This is a genomic window from Streptomyces sp. NPDC052101, from assembly GCF_040680235.1.
Taxonomy (GTDB): domain Bacteria; phylum Actinomycetota; class Actinomycetes; order Streptomycetales; family Streptomycetaceae; genus Streptomyces.
The window spans coordinates 20,881-35,676 of the sequence record NZ_JBFAWH010000002.1 but is presented as its reverse complement, the minus strand read 5'-3'; the positions used below and the strand labels follow the sequence as shown (position 1 = coordinate 35,676).

Below are 14,796 nucleotides of genomic sequence, written 5' to 3'. Positions count from 1 at the left end.
CGATGGGGGTAACTGCCTGGCCTGCGGGAACATCGTCTCGCACCATCGGGTTGGAGCAGATGTCGGCGTTCGGGGTCAGGAGGCCAAGGACGGTGTCGGCAGTTGGAATGAGCGGTCCCCGCTTGCGGGACTAAGCTGCGGAAGGACAGGGAGGGGAAGTTCCCCCCACTGCCTGACCGCTCTGAGGAGCGATTAACGATGTTCGAGAGGTTCACCGACCGCGCGCGGCGGGTTGTCGTCCTGGCTCAGGAAGAAGCCCGGATGCTCAACCACAACTACATCGGCACCGAGCACATCCTCCTGGGTCTCATCCACGAGGGTGAAGGTGTCGCCGCTAAGGCCCTGGAGAGCCTCGGCATTTCGCTTGAGGCGGTCCGCCAGCAGGTGGAGGAGATCATCGGCCAGGGCCAGCAGGCCCCGTCCGGGCACATCCCCTTCACCCCCCGTGCCAAGAAGGTCCTGGAGCTGTCGCTCCGCGAGGCTCTTCAGCTGGGCCACAACTACATCGGCACGGAGCACATCCTGCTCGGCCTGATCCGTGAGGGCGAGGGCGTCGCCGCCCAGGTCCTGGTCAAGCTGGGCGCAGACCTCAACCGGGTGCGGCAGCAGGTCATCCAGCTGCTCTCCGGTTACCAGGGCAAGGAGACCGCCGCCGCCGGCGGCCCGGCCGAGGGCACCCCCTCGACCTCCCTCGTCCTGGACCAGTTCGGCCGGAACCTCACCCAGGCCGCTCGTGAGTCCAAGCTCGACCCGGTCATCGGGCGCGAGAAGGAGATCGAGCGGGTCATGCAGGTGCTGTCCCGCCGTACGAAGAACAACCCGGTCCTGATCGGTGAGCCCGGCGTCGGCAAGACCGCCGTCGTCGAGGGCCTCGCCCAGGCCATCGTCAAGGGCGAGGTGCCCGAGACGCTCAAGGACAAGCACCTCTACACGCTGGACCTCGGCGCCCTGGTCGCCGGCTCCCGCTACCGCGGTGACTTCGAGGAGCGCCTGAAGAAGGTGCTCAAGGAGATCCGCACCCGCGGCGACATCATCCTGTTCATCGACGAGCTGCACACGCTGGTCGGTGCGGGTGCCGCCGAGGGCGCCATCGACGCGGCGAGCATCCTGAAGCCGATGCTGGCCCGCGGCGAGCTGCAGACCATCGGTGCGACCACCCTGGACGAGTACCGCAAGCACCTGGAGAAGGACGCGGCCCTGGAGCGCCGCTTCCAGCCCATCCAGGTCGCCGAGCCGTCCCTGCCGCACACGATCGAGATCCTCAAGGGCCTGCGCGACCGCTACGAGGCGCACCACCGCGTCTCCATCACGGACGAGGCCCTGGTCCAGGCCGCCACCCTGGCCGACCGCTACATCTCCGACCGCTTCCTGCCGGACAAGGCGATCGACCTGATCGACGAGGCCGGCTCCCGGATGCGCATCCGCCGGATGACCGCTCCGCCGGACCTGCGCGAGTTCGACGAGAAGATCGCCGCCGTCCGCCGGGACAAGGAGTCCGCGATCGACTCGCAGGACTTCGAGAAGGCCGCCTCCCTGCGCGACAAGGAGAAGCAGCTCCTGGCCGCCAAGGCCAAGCGGGAGAAGGAGTGGAAGGCCGGCGACATGGACGTCGTCGCCGAGGTCGACGGCGAGCTGATCGCCGAGGTCCTCGCGACCGCCACCGGCATCCCGGTCTTCAAGCTGACCGAGGAGGAGTCCTCGCGTCTGCTGCGCATGGAGGACGAGCTCCACAAGCGGGTCATCGGCCAGGTCGACGCCGTCAAGGCGCTGTCGAAGGCGATCCGTCGTACGCGCGCCGGTCTGAAGGACCCGAAGCGCCCCGGTGGTTCGTTCATCTTCGCCGGCCCGTCCGGTGTCGGTAAGACCGAGCTGTCCAAGGCGCTCGCCGAGTTCCTCTTCGGTGACGAGGACGCGCTGATCTCCCTCGACATGTCGGAGTTCAGCGAGAAGCACACGGTCTCGCGTCTCTTCGGTTCGCCCCCCGGCTACGTGGGCTACGAAGAGGGCGGTCAGCTGACCGAGAAGGTCCGCCGCAAGCCGTTCTCCGTCGTCCTCTTCGACGAGGTCGAGAAGGCCCACCCGGACATCTTCAACTCGCTGCTGCAGATCCTGGAGGACGGTCGTCTGACCGACTCCCAGGGCCGGGTCGTGGACTTCAAGAACACGGTCATCATCATGACGACCAACCTCGGCACCCGGGACATCTCCAAGGGCTTCAACCTGGGCTTCGCCGCCGCGGGTGACACGAAGACCAACTACGAGCGCATGAAGAACAAGGTGTCGGACGAGCTGAAGCAGCACTTCCGCCCCGAGTTCCTCAACCGCGTCGACGACGTGGTCGTCTTCCCGCAGCTGACGCAGCAGGACATCCTGCGGATCGTCGACCTGATGATCAGCAAGGTGGACGAGCGCCTGAAGGACCGGGACATGGGCATCGAGCTGTCCCAGTCCGCCAAGGAGCTGCTGGCCAAGAAGGGCTACGACCCGGTGCTGGGCGCGCGTCCGCTGCGCCGCACGATCCAGCGCGAGGTCGAGGACACGCTGTCGGAGAAGATCCTCTTCGGCGAGCTGCGTCCCGGTCACATCGTGGTCGTGGAGACCGAGGGCGAGGGCGACGCCACCACCTTCACCTTCCGCGGTGAGGAGAAGTCGGCACTCCCCGACGTCCCGCCGATCGAGCAGGCTGCCGGTGGGGCCGGGCCCAACCTGAGCAAGGAGGCGTAAGCCTCCGGCGATCAGCCGAGTCGAAAGGGGCCGGTGCCTTTGGGCACCGGCCCCTTTCGGTGTCGTGAGGGCTCTGTCAGAAGGCGTACAGCCGGGTGGGCGGGACCGTCACCTCTGCGTTCGGGAAGTGGGCCGCGTAGGCGGTCTCATCCAGGGAAACGGACAACTGCTTCGAGTAGAGCCGGACGGTACGGGCGTTCGGGCACAGCCGGGCCAGCGGCGACAGATCCTCCGTGCCCTCCACAGCCACGACGTGGAGAACCTCGACGCCCAAAAGCTCAGGGGCGTCGGCGCAACAGCGCGCCGCGAACGCGGGGACGCCGAGCCGGGTGAGCGCGGGCAGCGCGGCGAGTTCCGACCAGTCCTCGGGGATGAGGAACTCCACTCCGCTGCGCAGGTCCACATAGTCCAGCGTCGACCAGTGGCTCAGCCCGCGCAGGCCGCCCTCATAGAGAACCTCGGAGTCCAGGCCGAGCGTGGTCAGCGGGGCGTCGCGCGGCAGTTGCCGCAGTGCATCGGGCAGTGCGTTCGACACCGTGAGCGTGTGCAGCGTGCTCAGGCGATCGAGTCCCGAGATCGCGCCGACCTCGTACAGGTACAACTCCGCCAGGCCCAGCTCCGCCAGTGGTGACAAGTCCCCGGCCGCCGGGCAGATCATCAGGCTCACCCGCTGCAGCGTGGGGAAGGCCGTGAGCGGTCGAAGGTCGCGCAGCCGGGGATTCTCCGCCAGCCCGATCTTCTCCACGCCAGGGGACAGCACTCGCACGATGTCCGCCGGGTCGTGCGCTCCGACGATCGTCAGGTTCGTCCGCCGCCCCAGCCGGGGCAGCGCACGCAGGGCCTCGGGCGAGGAGACCTGGACGAAGAAGTCGTCGGAGTCCACATGGGCCAGGACTTCGTCGGCGTAGCCCCACTCGTCGAAACGCTCCCACGCCCGCGTCAGAGTGATCCGCACCCGATCCGACCGATGCCCCGCGAACCGCGCCAGCAGCGGCACCGCCGCATCCGTCCCCACCAGCGCCGCCGTAGCCGTCACCGCCTCGGCCTCGTCGTCCGTCAGCCCCTCCGGACCCGGCAGCAACTCCAGTACCAGCGGGCCGGCCTCGGCCAGTGCGCGGGCCTCCTCCGCCGTGCGGGGTGGCAGCAGGGCGCGGGCCAGGTCCTCGACCTGCCGGCGCACCGCAGGATCCAGTTCCGTCGCGTGTTCCAGGCAGGCCATCGCCAGCAGATGGGCTCGCTTGTCGGGGACGGACGTCAACAGACCGAGCAGTTCCGCCCGTTCGCGTGGCCGCGCCTGGGCCACGGCCATGCGGATCACGTCCGCCCACTGGTCGTCGTCGGCATGTTCGGCCAGCAGACCGAGGTCGCCGGCTTCTACGGCTGCCCGGGCGCCGAGGTAGTCCTGGAAGGTGCGGTGCACGAAGTGCAGGGTGTCCGGGGCGGGGGTCAGCAGCAGGCCCGTACGGACCAGGAAGTGGTCCAGTACTGCCGCCGCGTCCCCGAGCGCGGATGCCGCCGGGACGGCGGGGAGGATCTCGGCGACGATGCTCTGCGCACGGGTGCGGTCCATCTCCGTACGCCCGTTGCGGATGAGCCAGTAGGCGAGTCGTTGCAGCAGCTGGAGCTGGGGCTCCTCGCTCAGCTCCGGCACGGCCATGTCCCGCTCGCGGTCCCGGCGGGTGAGGAGCATGGAGAGGGCCGATTCGTACAACTCCTTGCGGCCGTGCGGAAGATAGCCGCGCCGGTCGCGGTGCAGGGCGCAGACCAGGCCGCACATCAGGGGGTTGGTGGCGAGTCGGCCCAGGTCCGGTTTGGTGCGTACGGCGTCGAGGAGCTGGGTCTCGTAGGCGGCCAGCCGCGTGTCCTCCTCCGGTGCGCCGGTCGCGGCGGCGCGGTGCCAGCGCCGGATGAACGAGGCGACGTCCGCCGGGCTCATCGCGGCGAGGACCAGCTCGGTGAACCCGTCGTCGGCGAGCCAGTCGTCGCCCACGGCGAAGGGGCGGGAGGTGACGAGCCAGCGGTTGCCGGGGAACACCTCGACGAGATCGCGCAGCCAGGCACGGGCCCGCGCCCGCTCCGCCTCCGGGACCTCGTCGAGCCCGTCGACCAGCACCAGTCCGCGGCCGGCCGCCAGCACGCGGTGCTCCCAGCCGTGCGGTTGCGCTCCGCTGAGCGGGCAGCCGACGGCGGAGAGGAAGTCCGCCGGGGCCGGGAGGCGGCCGCCGTGCCGGGTGAGGGTGCGCAGCGGCAGGACGAACGGGACACGGCCGGCGAGATGGGCCATGCGGCCGGTCGGCCCGGTCGCGGCCGACACGGCGAGCCACTGGATCAGCGTGGTCTTCCCCGAGCCCGCGACGCCGCGCAGCAGCACCCGGTCGTGGCCGGCCAGCGCCTCGTCGGCGGGGGCGGTGACGGCGGTGGCGGGTGTCATCCCCAGCCAGGGGCCGAGCGGTTCGCCGCCCCGCCCGACCGCCTCCAGGCTCAGATAGGCGGCGTCCAGCGGCCAGTGGTCCGGTGAATTGCTGAGGTCGATGCCGTAGATGGTGAGCTTGCCGTGCTTTGTGGCCAGGTAGTGCAGATAGCGGATCTCGAATCCGATGTCCTGGGCGGCCGGGCTCGGGACGCGTTCGAGGAGTTCCTTGACGTCGGCGGCGGTCCGCGCCTGCGCACGGCTGTGTTCTACGGCGGTGCGGGCCGCGAATGTGGACCGGCGGGTGAAGAATTCCAGGATCTGGGCGCAGGCCCCGTCCGTGGCACCGGTCAGGAACAGCGCGGCCGCGGCGGACAGTCCGTCGGGTCTCGGTGCCGCCTGCTCCAGTCGCCGGGCGAGAGCCCGGTCACCGAGGTGTACGGCCTGGACGTCGTCCATGTCCAGGTCGCCGAGGGCGAGCAGCCTGCGGGTGAGCGCCTCGGCGACGGCCGCTTTCTCGTCCCGCGGGAAGGGCGGCTCGCCCGGTGATTCCAGCGCCGTGTCGACGAGTCGGCCGGCGAGTGTGCGCATCTCCTTCTCGCCGAGACCGTGTTTCTCGCCCCGGAAGGAGAGGAGTTCTCTCAGCCGTACAGGCTTGGCGACCAGCCCGGCGCCGGGACCGTCCGCCGGAAACAGCTTCTTCAGCAGCGGGACGATCAGTGAGGACGCCAGCTTTCCGCCGATCGTCGCGGGCTCCATCCGCCACCCCCGTGGTCGTACGACGGTCGAGAGGTACGGATGGAGCCTAGCCGGGCGACCTGGTCTCGCGTCAGGACAACTGCCCGTTGTAGTCCGGCAGTTTGAAGGTCTGCTCGGCGTGGCCGCCGGAGAGGTCGGTGGCGCTGTTGCCGATGTTCGCGATGATCGTGTAGCCCTTGTTCTCGATGTCGACGCGCTGGGCGGTCTTGTAGGCGGCGACGTCCTTGAAGAGGTCGAACAGGCCGCGTACGTAGAGGCCGGAGACGTCGTAGCCGTCGTGTTCGAGGTTGTACTCGGTGGGCAGGTAGATGATGCCCGGGCGGGCAGTGACGAAGAACAGCCTGACGCCGTGCTCCTGGGCGTACTTCGCGACGTTCAGGACGGGCTTGTTGGCCGGCTGCGGGTAGCTGAAGCCGAAGTCGGTCTCCAGCGTGGTGTTGTCGATGTCGAAGACGATGGCCTGCTTCTCGCCGGGCTCGGCGGCGGCGATCCGCGCCTTCAGGTACGGCAGGGCCTGGTCCATCACCGTCTGGCAGTCCTTCTGCCAGGTGGCGTAGTCGACCTTCGCGGAGGAGCCGCTCGTGGTGACCGCGCTGTCCGCGGCCTGGGCCGGGGCGGCCAGCGCGGTCAGGGCGGCCACGGAGACGGCGGTGGCGGATATGCGGCGAGCCCAGGGGCCTCTGGTCATCGGTGGGGGTTCCTCTCACGTCCGTGCGCGCATGACTCGAATGTCAGGGGCATGATCTGAGGTGTGGGTGGCGCGAGGGGAACCGTAGGGTTACTGAACGGTAGGTGCCTAGGGGTGTGCGTCACATTTTCGTGATCAGCCCTGGCTGCTCCCGCGGGTGTGTTCGTGCGCCTGGGTGATCAGGTCCAGGGCGACTTCGAGAACGGCCGCGCGCTTCTTCTCGGGGTCGCCTTCCAGGTCCTGCATCACGAACATCCCCGCGTGCAGCGTGAACATCGCGCTGACCGAGCGGACCTGGTCGACGAGGTCGGCCTCCGGTTCGATGAGGATGTCCCGCAGGCCGCGCATCCGGTCCTTGAAGGTGTCGCCGATGCGCAGTTCCCGTACGGTCGCCTGGTTCTCCTGCATGAAGCGGAACAGCGGCTCCGCTCCGGACAGCGCCTCGCTGTAGCGCCGGAGGATGTCCCGCTTGTTCTGGAGCGTGTGCGGCCGGCTGCGGCCCCACTCGATCAGCTCCTCGATCGGCCTCGTCAGATCCTCGAAGAGGCTGACGATGATCTCTTCCTTCGTCTTGAAGTGGTAGTACAGGGCTGCCTTCGTGACGTCGAGACGCTCGGCGATCTCGCGCAGGGAGGTCTTCTCGTAGCCCTGCTCCGCGAAGAGTTCGAGCGCCACGTCCTGAATGCGCTGGCGGGTGTTGCCGCGGCGCTGCTGCTTGGTGCCGTCCATGGTGACGCCCATCCTCGTACTCCTCGCGTTCCCGTGGAAACTTACTTGACGCCCGGCTAGTAACAGGTCTACTTTCCCCAGTGTAGTGAACTAGCCGGGCGGCAAGTAAGTAGCCGCCGTAGGGGGAGTGGGAAGAGATGGCGGACACGGTCGAAAGCGGCACGGAGGGCAAACGGCCCAGGAGTGTGCGGGTGGTCCTGCTCGCGCTCATGATCGCGATGATGCTCGCGATGCTCGACAACATGATCGTGGGCACGGCGATGCTGACGATCGTGGGCGATCTGGGCGGCCTGGAGCACCTGTCCTGGGTGGTCACCGGCTACACCCTGGCCACCGCGGCCTCGACCCCGATCTGGGGCAAGGTCGGGGACATGTACGGGCGCAAGGGCGCCTTCCTCAGCTCGATCGTGCTCTTCCTGATCGGCTCGGCGCTCAGCGGCATGGCCCAGAACATGGGCGAGCTGATCGGCTTCCGCGCCGTGCAGGGCCTCGGCGCCGGCGGGCTGATGGTCGGCGTCATGGCGATCATCGGCGACCTGATCCCGCCGCGCGAGCGCGGCAAGTACACCGGCATGATGGCCGGCGTCATGGCGCTGGCGATGATCGGCGGCCCGCTGGTCGGCGGCACCATCACCGACAACTGGGGCTGGCGCTGGGCCTTCTACATCAACCTGCCGCTGGGCGCCGTGGCCCTGGCGCTGGTCAGCGTCGTACTGCACCTGCCCAAGAAGCGGACGCAGGCACGCATCGACTACCTGGGCGTCGCGCTGCTGACCGTCGGCATCACCTCGATCGTGCTGGTCACCACCTGGGGCGGCAGCGAGTACGCTTGGACGTCCGCGCGGATCATGGAGCTGATCGGCATCGGCGTCGCCGCGCTGATCGGGTTCATGTTCTGGCAGACCAAGGCCGCCGAGCCGGTCGTGCCGCTGCACATGTTCAAGAGCCGCAACTTCACCCTGATGTCCGTCATCGGCTTCATCACCGGTTTCGTGATGTTCGGCGCGACGCTCTATCTGCCGCTGTACCAGCAGGCGGTGCAGGGCGCCTCCGCGACCAACTCGGGTCTGCTGCTCCTGCCGATGCTCGGCGCGATGCTGGTGACCTCGATGGTCGCGGGCCGTGTGACCACCAACAGCGGCCGCTACAAGATCTTCCCGATCGCCGGTGGCGCGCTGATGATCGTCGGGCTGTACCTGCTGTCGCTGATGGACACCGGTACGACCCGGCTGACCTCCGGTGTCTACATGGCCGTCCTGGGCCTTGGCATGGGCTGCCTGATGCAGGTCACCATGCTGGTGGCGCAGAACAGCGTGGAGATGAAGGACATGGGCGTGGCCTCGTCGTCCTCGACGCTGTTCCGTACGCTCGGCTCCTCCTTCGGTGTGGCCATCATGGGCGCGCTGTTCAACAACCGGGTCCAGCACGTCATGGCCGAGCGGGCCGGTGCGCTGGGCAAGGGCATCACCGAGAAGTCCGCGCAGCTGACCCCGGACAAGCTGGCGAAGCTGCCGGCACCGGTCAAGGACGCGTACCAGCACGCGGTGTCCGCCGGTACCCACTCGGCGTTCCTGCTGGGCTCGGCGGTCGCGGTGATCGTGCTGATCGCGGCGCTGTTCGTGAAGGAGGTCCCGCTGAAGGGCGGGAAGCCGACGCCTTCGGCGGAGAGCAGCGAGGATGCGGTGCCGGTGCAGATGGTCGAGGCCGTTTGAGTCCTGCCTGAACTGAAGACCCCCGGTTCGGTGTCCGCCGCCGGGGGTCTTCCCCCTTTTTTTGCGCCTGAACCGGCGCCGCTCTCGCGGACGTGTCGGGTCGCCGTTGTGGTTGCTCAATTGATGGTTCCGGCCGTCGTGGGTCTCGAAAGAACCCGCTGTCAGTGCCGCGTGTCACCATCGGCTGCATGGACAAGGTGCGGCGGCTGCGTCTGGCCAAGGACGCCATGGACCGGGAGTGGGCGGACCCCGGTCTCGATCTGGACGCGCTGGCCGCGTGCGCCGGGTACTCGCGCTATCACTTCCTGCGCGCCTTCAAGGACGTCTACGGCGAGACGCCCGGCCAGTATCTGACCCACCGGCGGATCGAGCGGGCCGAGGAGATGCTGCGCTGTGCCAACCTCACCGTGACCGAGATCTGCACCCTCGTCGGCTTCAGCAGCCTCGGCACGTTCTCCGCCCGCTTCAAGGCCCGCACCGGCCTCACCCCGAGCGCGTACCGCGCCCGGCATGTGGGCCGCGGCGCCTCCCTGATACCCGGCTGCTACGCCATGCTCTGGGCCGGCGGATTCAGCACCGCAAGATCGGAGAAGCGCTCCGCGGCCGGCCCTGCCTACGGTGACGAAGGAGCGTCCGCCCCGGCGGACGGCACCGCCAGCGTCACCCGCACCGCCGACAGGAGAGCAGAACCATGATCAAGGGACTTGCCATCACGACCGTCTGGGTCCTGGACCAGGACCGGGCCAAGGAGTTCTACACCGAGAAGCTGGGGCTTGAGGTCCGTACGGACATGACCATGGGGGACGGCGGCATGCGCTGGCTCACCGTCGGCGCCCCCGGCCAGCCCGACGTGGAGCTGACGCTCATGGTGCCGGGGCCGCCGGCGATGGACCCCGAGTCCGCCGAGATGATGCGCAAGCTCGTCGCCAAGGGCGCGCTCGGTGCCGGTGTGCTGGCCACCGACGACATCCACGGGGACTACAAGAAGCTCAAGGAGCGCGGGGTGGAGTTCCTGCAGGAGCCGCAGGAGCGGCCGTACGGCACGGAGGCGCTCTTCCGGGACGACTCCGGGAACTGGTTCTCTTTCACCCAGCGCCGCGAGGGGGGCCTGGACCTGGAGCGGGACTGGGCCTGCTGAGTCCCGGGCGCGGGCGATGGGAGCGCGGTGAACTGCCCGCCGACCGGGACCTCGTAGCGGACCGGGCTCAGCCCGCGCCCCCGGACAGCGGCAGCATCGGATGGCTGCCCGTGCTCGTCGGCGCGTGCTCCGGGAGCCACAGCACGGCCACCGCGCCCTCCGCGGGGATTTCGGCGGGGGTTCCGACGGGCCGTACGTTGCGGAACGTCAGCCGGGCGCCGAGCACCCGGGCCTGGCCCGCCGCGATGGTCAGGCCCAGCCCGTGGCCCGTACCGGCGCGGTCCATGCTGCCGGTGCGGAAGCGGCTCGGCCCCTCGGCGAGCAGCTCCTCGGGGAAACCAGGACCGTGGTCGCGGACCCGGATCACCCGGCCCTCGACGGTCACCTCGATCGGCGGCCGGCCGTGCCGGGCGGCGTTGGCGAGCAGGTTGAACAGCACCCGCTCCAGGCGGCGCGGGTCGGTGGTGACCGCCGACTCGTGCACCACTCGGACCGCGATCTCCGGGTCCTTGGCCGCCACGCGCCGGGTGACGAACTCGCCGAGCATGATGTCCTGCAGCTCGGCCCGCTCCGAGGCGCCGTCGAGACGGGCCACCTCCAGGACGTCCTCGACCAGCGTGCGCATCGCCTTGGCCCGGTCCAGGACCAGCTCGGTGGGACGGCCGGGCGGCAGCAGTTCGGCGGCCGTGAGCAGGCCCGTCACGGGCGTGCGCAGTTCGTGCGCGATATCGGCGGTGACCCGCCGCTCGGCTTCCAGCCGCTGCTGCAGCGCGTCCGCCATGGCGTCCACCGCGCGCGCGAGATCGTCGGTCTCGTCCCGTACGACCCCGCCGATGGCCTCCCGCACCCGGACGTCGCTCTCGCCCCTGGCGACCTGGTTCGCGGCGGCCGCGGCCTTGCGCAGCCGCCGGGACAGCTGCCCGCCGATCAGCACGCCGAGCGCGCTGCCGCAGAACACGACCGCGACGGAGCCGATGACCAGCGCCTGGTCCAGGTCCTTCATCACATCGGTGGAACGGTCCGGCATATGGCTGTGCAGGGACAGCACATGGCCGTTCCTGGTCGGCACGGCCGCCCAGATGTCCGGCACTCCGCCGTTGTCGGTGACATCGCTGGCCTTGCGGCCGTCCTCGACCTTGTCGCGCAGCGCGTCCGGCAGCTCGGGGTCGTCGAGCTTGATGTTGGGAAAGTTCGGGCGTCGGTTCAGGTCGTAGTTGCGCTGCGCGATCTGGACGCGCTCATTGGCCAGGTCGCGGGCGTTGTCGAGCATCGAGACCCGGGCCGCGTTGTGCACGACCAGGCTCAGCGCGATCGCCACCAGCCCGGCCACGAGCGCGATCGCCGCGCTGAGCTTCCATCTGAGCCCCGTGTGCAGGCCCGCGCGCTCCATGCGCCGGACCGGGTGCCGAAGGATCCCCCGCATGTCCGCGCCCCGCTCAGGCCTTCAGCTTGTAGCCGAAGCCGCGGACCGTCTCGATCCGGTCCTGGCCGATCTTCTGCCGCAGCCGCTGCACATGCACGTCGACGACCCGGGTGTCCCCGCCCCAGCCGTAGTCCCAGACGCGCTCCAGCAGCTTGTCGCGGGAGAGCACGGTGCCCGGCGCGGAGGAGAACTCGAGGAGCAGCCGCATCTCGGTGGGCGTCAGCGCGACCGTCGCTCCGGCCCGGCGCACCTCCATGCCCTCGGTGTCGATCTCCAGGTCCCCGAAGGTGAGCACGCCACCGCTCACCGTGTCCTCGGCGGCCTCGGCCCGGTCGCTGCCGCCCGCGTGCCCGAAGCGGCGCAGCACGGCCCGGATCCGCGCGACCAGCACGGCCCCGTCGAACGGCTTGGTCACATAGTCGTCGGCGCCGGCCTCCAGGCCGAGGACGACGTCGATGGAGTCGGCGCGCGCCGACAGCATGATCACCGGCACGGTCGACTCGTCGCGGATACGGCGGCACAGGCTGACGCCGTCCAGTCCGGGGACCATGACGTCCAGCAGAGCGATGTCGGGGCGGTCGGCCCGGAACGCCTCCAGGCCCGACAGGCCGTCGGGCATGGCGGTGACCGCGAAGCCGTCCCGCTCCAGGGCGAGCTGGGTGGCCTCGCGGATGACGTCGTCGTCCTCGACGAACAGAACGTGGGTCTGGTCTGCCATCCCGGTGCTCTTCATCCTCGTGGTGTGCGTGTGGGGGGATCAGTTGTCCTGGGCGGGCGCCGCGCCGCTGTTGGCCTTGCTGTAGTCGGTCTCGTGACTGTTGATCTCGGTGAACCGGCCCGCCTTCCACCTGTATGTGATCACGGTCTCCCGGGACGGGTTCGACACCGGGTCGTCCGTGTCGTACACCTGCTTGGTCACGGTCAGGTCGGTGCCGTCGATCTCCGAGTAGACCGGCGACTCCTCCGCCTTGAAGACATTCTTGTACGTGCCGTCGACGTTCCGGTACACATAGGTGCCGATGCCCACCAGGTCACCGCAGGCCGAGACGTTGATGAGGACGTCGTTGACGGAGCCGCCGGTCAGATAGCCGTAGGTGGCGTCGACCGGGTAGGTGTCGGACTCGCACGGCTTCAGCTCGCGCTTCACCGTCGCGGAGACCTTCGGGTCGTTCTTGATCAGCGAGACCGCGTCGACCCGCCGGAAGCCGCCCGTCGGGCTCGGCGAGGGGGAGGCGACGGCTCCCGCCACCGCCGATGCGTGCGCCGGGCCCTCGTCCCGGGTGCCGGTGCCCCCCGTGCCGCACGCGGCGACGAAAAGGGCGACGGCGGCGAGCGCGGCCACCGCCGCGATCGCCGCCTGTGAAGTGGTGCGGACCCGGTCGGGCCCGGCCCCGGTCAGGCCGCGCAACGCTCCCGCTCCTCACGCTCCAGCGCGCGTGCGTCCAGATCGCGGGCCTCCAGCTCCTCACGGAGCCGGGCGAGCGCCCGGTGCAGCGTGCTCTTGACCGTACCGGCCGACATGCCGAGGGCCGCGGCCGTCTCCTCTGTGGACATCTGCTCCCAGTGTCGCAGCACCACGACACTGCGCTGCTTCGGCGCGAGCACCTTCATGACGTCCATCAGCAGAGCCCGGTCGGCGTGCTGCTCGGTGGAGTCGTCCACGGACGCGTCCGGCAGCTGCTCGGTCGGGACCTCCTCCAGCTTGCGCGCCCGCCACCACTCCGTACGGGTGTTGATCATGACACGGCGCAGATAGGCGTCGGCGAGCCGCTTGTCGGCGATGCCCTCCCAGCGGCCGTACGTGCGCACCAGCGCCGTCTGCAGCAGGTCCTGTGCGTCGACGGGGTCCGGCACCAGTCGGCGGGCGCTGCGCAGCAGCGCGTCCTGCCGGGTGCGGACGTACTCCTCGAATTCGAGCACCTCGCCCTGCGCCATGATCAACCGCCTCCGTTCCCCGTTCAACTCCGGCCCTTGCCTGAAGTCCCGCGTTCCCCGTGTCCGGTGGTCTGCCGGGCACGGAAAAGAAGCTACGGAGTGGTTGTCACGGCGTTGTGCGAACCAGCCTGCGGCTAGCAGTCGGCTATCCGTCGGTTGTGTAACGGCGGTGGGAACGGGGTAAGCAGCTGGACCGATATGTCCCTTTCTGTGGGCCTTTGTCGGGTGATTGGCTCCGTAACAGAGGCGCCGAGGCCGTGACTTGGCTGTGCGTCAGCTCATCGGCAGCCGGTACAGACCGCCCGTGAGCGGCTCCACCAGACCGTCCGTGACAAGTCCGTCGAGCGCGCGGGCGCGCTGCACCGGCTCGTGCCAGACCCGGTCCAGCACCGTCTGCGGCACCGGCGCATGCGCCTCCCTGAGCACCGCCAGCAGCTTGCCGCGCACCTGCCGGTCCGTACCGGCGTACGTCTGCCCCCGGCGCGGCGGCCCCGCGTGCTCCGGCTTGCCGGCCAGCCGCCAGGCGCACTGCGCGGCGATCGGGCAGCGCCCGCACCCCTCGTTCTTCGCCGTGCACACCAGCGCGCCCAGCTCCATGGAGGCGGCCGCCCAGCGCGCGGCCGTCCGCTCGTCCTGCGGCAGCAGCTCACGGGCGAGGTGCCGCTCCGCCGCCGTCGTCGCGTTCGGCGGGTACTGCACCCCGGTCACCGCCCGAGCGAGGACCCGGCGCACATTCGTGTCCAGCACGGCATGCCGCTGCCCGTACGCGAACGACGCCACGGCGGCCGCCGTGTACTCGCCGATGCCGGGCAGCGCCAGCAGCTGTCCGTGGTCCGTCGGTACGTCCCCGCCGTGCCGTTCCGTTATGGCGACCGCGGCGCCGTGCAGCCGCAGGGCCCGGCGCGGATAGCCGAGCCGGCCCCAGGCGCGCACCGCCTCGCCCGGCGCCTCCTTCGCCAGGTCGGCGGGGCGCGGCCAGCGGGCCAGCCACTCCTCGTACACGGGCAGCACCCGGTTGACCGGGGTCTGCTGGAGCATGAACTCGCTGACCATCACACCCCAGGGGCCCGCCTGCGGGCGGCGCCAGGGGAGGTCGCGAGCGTGGGCGTCGAACCAGGCGATCACGGGGGTGTGCAGCTTCTCAGTCATGGCCTTCCGATCCTGCCACGGCTCGGCACCCAGGGCGGGTGACGGCGCGGTCACTCAGCGTCGCGTTGCACGAAGGGCCGCGCCGCCCGCGGCAGTTACCGGGATGATGATCCGGAAAAGTTGCCGTCC

The 14,796-nt window shown here is 69.7% G+C and carries 12 protein-coding genes; 4 read left to right on the top strand and 8 right to left on the bottom strand.

What is annotated here, in order from left to right; translation table 11 throughout:
* Positions 1 to 198 precede the first annotated feature (198 nt).
* A complete protein-coding gene (locus AB0L75_RS03820; protein ID WP_365174964.1) occupies positions 199 to 2,724 on the top strand; it encodes an ATP-dependent Clp protease ATP-binding subunit in 2,526 nt (841 codons plus the stop codon).
* Positions 2,725 to 2,800: 76 nt separating this feature from the next.
* On the opposite strand, the gene AB0L75_RS03815 is transcribed toward AB0L75_RS03820, so the two are convergent.
* The 3 genes from AB0L75_RS03815 to AB0L75_RS03805 all read right to left on the bottom strand — a co-directional run bounded on the left by AB0L75_RS03815 (position 2,801) and on the right by AB0L75_RS03805 (position 7,322).
* The gene (locus AB0L75_RS03815) at positions 2,801 to 5,893 is read right to left on the bottom strand and encodes an NACHT domain-containing protein (protein WP_365174961.1); all 3,093 of its coding nucleotides are present in this window, start codon (positions 5,891 to 5,893) and stop codon (positions 2,801 to 2,803) included.
* 70 nt (positions 5,894 to 5,963) lie between these two features.
* A complete protein-coding gene (locus AB0L75_RS03810) occupies positions 5,964 to 6,581 on the bottom strand; it encodes an HAD family acid phosphatase (RefSeq protein WP_365174959.1) in 618 nt (205 codons plus the stop codon).
* A gap of 135 nt (positions 6,582 to 6,716) precedes the next feature.
* Positions 6,717 to 7,322 carry a TetR/AcrR family transcriptional regulator gene (locus AB0L75_RS03805; protein ID WP_365174956.1) on the bottom strand — a complete coding sequence of 202 codons (606 nt, stop codon included), beginning with the start codon at positions 7,320 to 7,322 and terminating at the stop codon, positions 6,717 to 6,719.
* A gap of 125 nt (positions 7,323 to 7,447) precedes the next feature.
* Between AB0L75_RS03805 and AB0L75_RS03800 the strand changes: the two genes are divergently transcribed.
* The 3 genes from AB0L75_RS03800 (at position 7,448) to AB0L75_RS03790 (ending at position 10,160) form a co-directional block, all read left to right on the top strand.
* On the top strand, positions 7,448 to 9,022 hold the full coding sequence (locus AB0L75_RS03800; RefSeq protein WP_365174954.1) for an MDR family MFS transporter: 1,575 nt from the start codon (positions 7,448 to 7,450) through the stop codon (positions 9,020 to 9,022).
* Positions 9,023 to 9,210: 188 nt separating this feature from the next.
* The gene (locus AB0L75_RS03795) at positions 9,211 to 9,717 is read left to right on the top strand and encodes a helix-turn-helix transcriptional regulator (protein WP_365174952.1); all 507 of its coding nucleotides are present in this window, start codon (positions 9,211 to 9,213) and stop codon (positions 9,715 to 9,717) included.
* Positions 9,714 to 10,160: a VOC family protein gene (locus tag AB0L75_RS03790; RefSeq protein ID WP_208899527.1), complete on the top strand. Its 447-nt coding sequence runs from the start codon at positions 9,714 to 9,716 to the stop codon at positions 10,158 to 10,160. Before AB0L75_RS03795 ends, AB0L75_RS03790 begins: the two co-directional genes overlap by 4 nt.
* 67 nt (positions 10,161 to 10,227) lie before the next feature.
* Here the strand turns inward: AB0L75_RS03790 and cseC are convergent, their stop codons facing one another.
* The 5 genes from cseC to AB0L75_RS03765 all read right to left on the bottom strand — a co-directional run bounded on the left by cseC (position 10,228) and on the right by AB0L75_RS03765 (position 14,667).
* Positions 10,228 to 11,583: a two-component system sensor histidine kinase CseC gene (gene cseC / locus AB0L75_RS03785; protein ID WP_365174949.1), complete on the bottom strand. Its 1,356-nt coding sequence runs from the start codon at positions 11,581 to 11,583 to the stop codon at positions 10,228 to 10,230.
* A 13-nt stretch (positions 11,584 to 11,596) separates the two neighbouring features.
* Positions 11,597 to 12,301, bottom strand: coding sequence for a two-component system response regulator CseB (cseB, locus tag AB0L75_RS03780; RefSeq protein ID WP_365174946.1), 705 nt, complete (start codon positions 12,299 to 12,301; stop codon positions 11,597 to 11,599).
* Between the two features lie 39 nt (positions 12,302 to 12,340).
* Positions 12,341 to 12,991 (bottom strand): hypothetical protein, encoded by a 651-nt coding sequence (locus tag AB0L75_RS03775; RefSeq protein ID WP_365174943.1) that lies wholly within the window; start codon positions 12,989 to 12,991, stop codon positions 12,341 to 12,343.
* Positions 12,979 to 13,518 (bottom strand): SigE family RNA polymerase sigma factor, encoded by a 540-nt coding sequence (locus AB0L75_RS03770; RefSeq protein WP_030751823.1) that lies wholly within the window; start codon positions 13,516 to 13,518, stop codon positions 12,979 to 12,981. The genes AB0L75_RS03775 and AB0L75_RS03770 overlap by 13 nt, the downstream gene beginning before the upstream one ends.
* A gap of 273 nt (positions 13,519 to 13,791) precedes the next feature.
* The gene (locus AB0L75_RS03765; protein ID WP_365174939.1) at positions 13,792 to 14,667 is read right to left on the bottom strand and encodes an A/G-specific adenine glycosylase; all 876 of its coding nucleotides are present in this window, start codon (positions 14,665 to 14,667) and stop codon (positions 13,792 to 13,794) included.
* Positions 14,668 to 14,796: the final 129 nt, after the last annotated feature.

Coding starts and splice junctions, on each gene's coding strand:
- AB0L75_RS03820 (WP_365174964.1), top strand. CDS start 199: ATGTTCGAGAGGTTCACCGACCGCGCGCGGCGGGTTGTCGTCCTGGCT.
- AB0L75_RS03770 (WP_030751823.1), bottom strand. CDS start 13,518: ATGGCGCAGGGCGAGGTGCTCGAATTCGAGGAGTACGTCCGCACCCGG.
- AB0L75_RS03810 (WP_365174959.1), bottom strand. CDS start 6,581: ATGACCAGAGGCCCCTGGGCTCGCCGCATATCCGCCACCGCCGTCTCC.
- cseB (WP_365174946.1), bottom strand. CDS start 12,301: ATGGCAGACCAGACCCACGTTCTGTTCGTCGAGGACGACGACGTCATC.
- AB0L75_RS03790 (WP_208899527.1), top strand. CDS start 9,714: ATGATCAAGGGACTTGCCATCACGACCGTCTGGGTCCTGGACCAGGAC.
- AB0L75_RS03815 (WP_365174961.1), bottom strand. CDS start 5,893: ATGGAGCCCGCGACGATCGGCGGAAAGCTGGCGTCCTCACTGATCGTC.
- AB0L75_RS03765 (WP_365174939.1), bottom strand. CDS start 14,667: ATGACTGAGAAGCTGCACACCCCCGTGATCGCCTGGTTCGACGCCCAC.
- cseC (WP_365174949.1), bottom strand. CDS start 11,583: ATGCGGGGGATCCTTCGGCACCCGGTCCGGCGCATGGAGCGCGCGGGC.
- AB0L75_RS03795 (WP_365174952.1), top strand. CDS start 9,211: ATGGACAAGGTGCGGCGGCTGCGTCTGGCCAAGGACGCCATGGACCGG.
- AB0L75_RS03805 (WP_365174956.1), bottom strand. CDS start 7,322: ATGGGCGTCACCATGGACGGCACCAAGCAGCAGCGCCGCGGCAACACC.
- AB0L75_RS03800 (WP_365174954.1), top strand. CDS start 7,448: ATGGCGGACACGGTCGAAAGCGGCACGGAGGGCAAACGGCCCAGGAGT.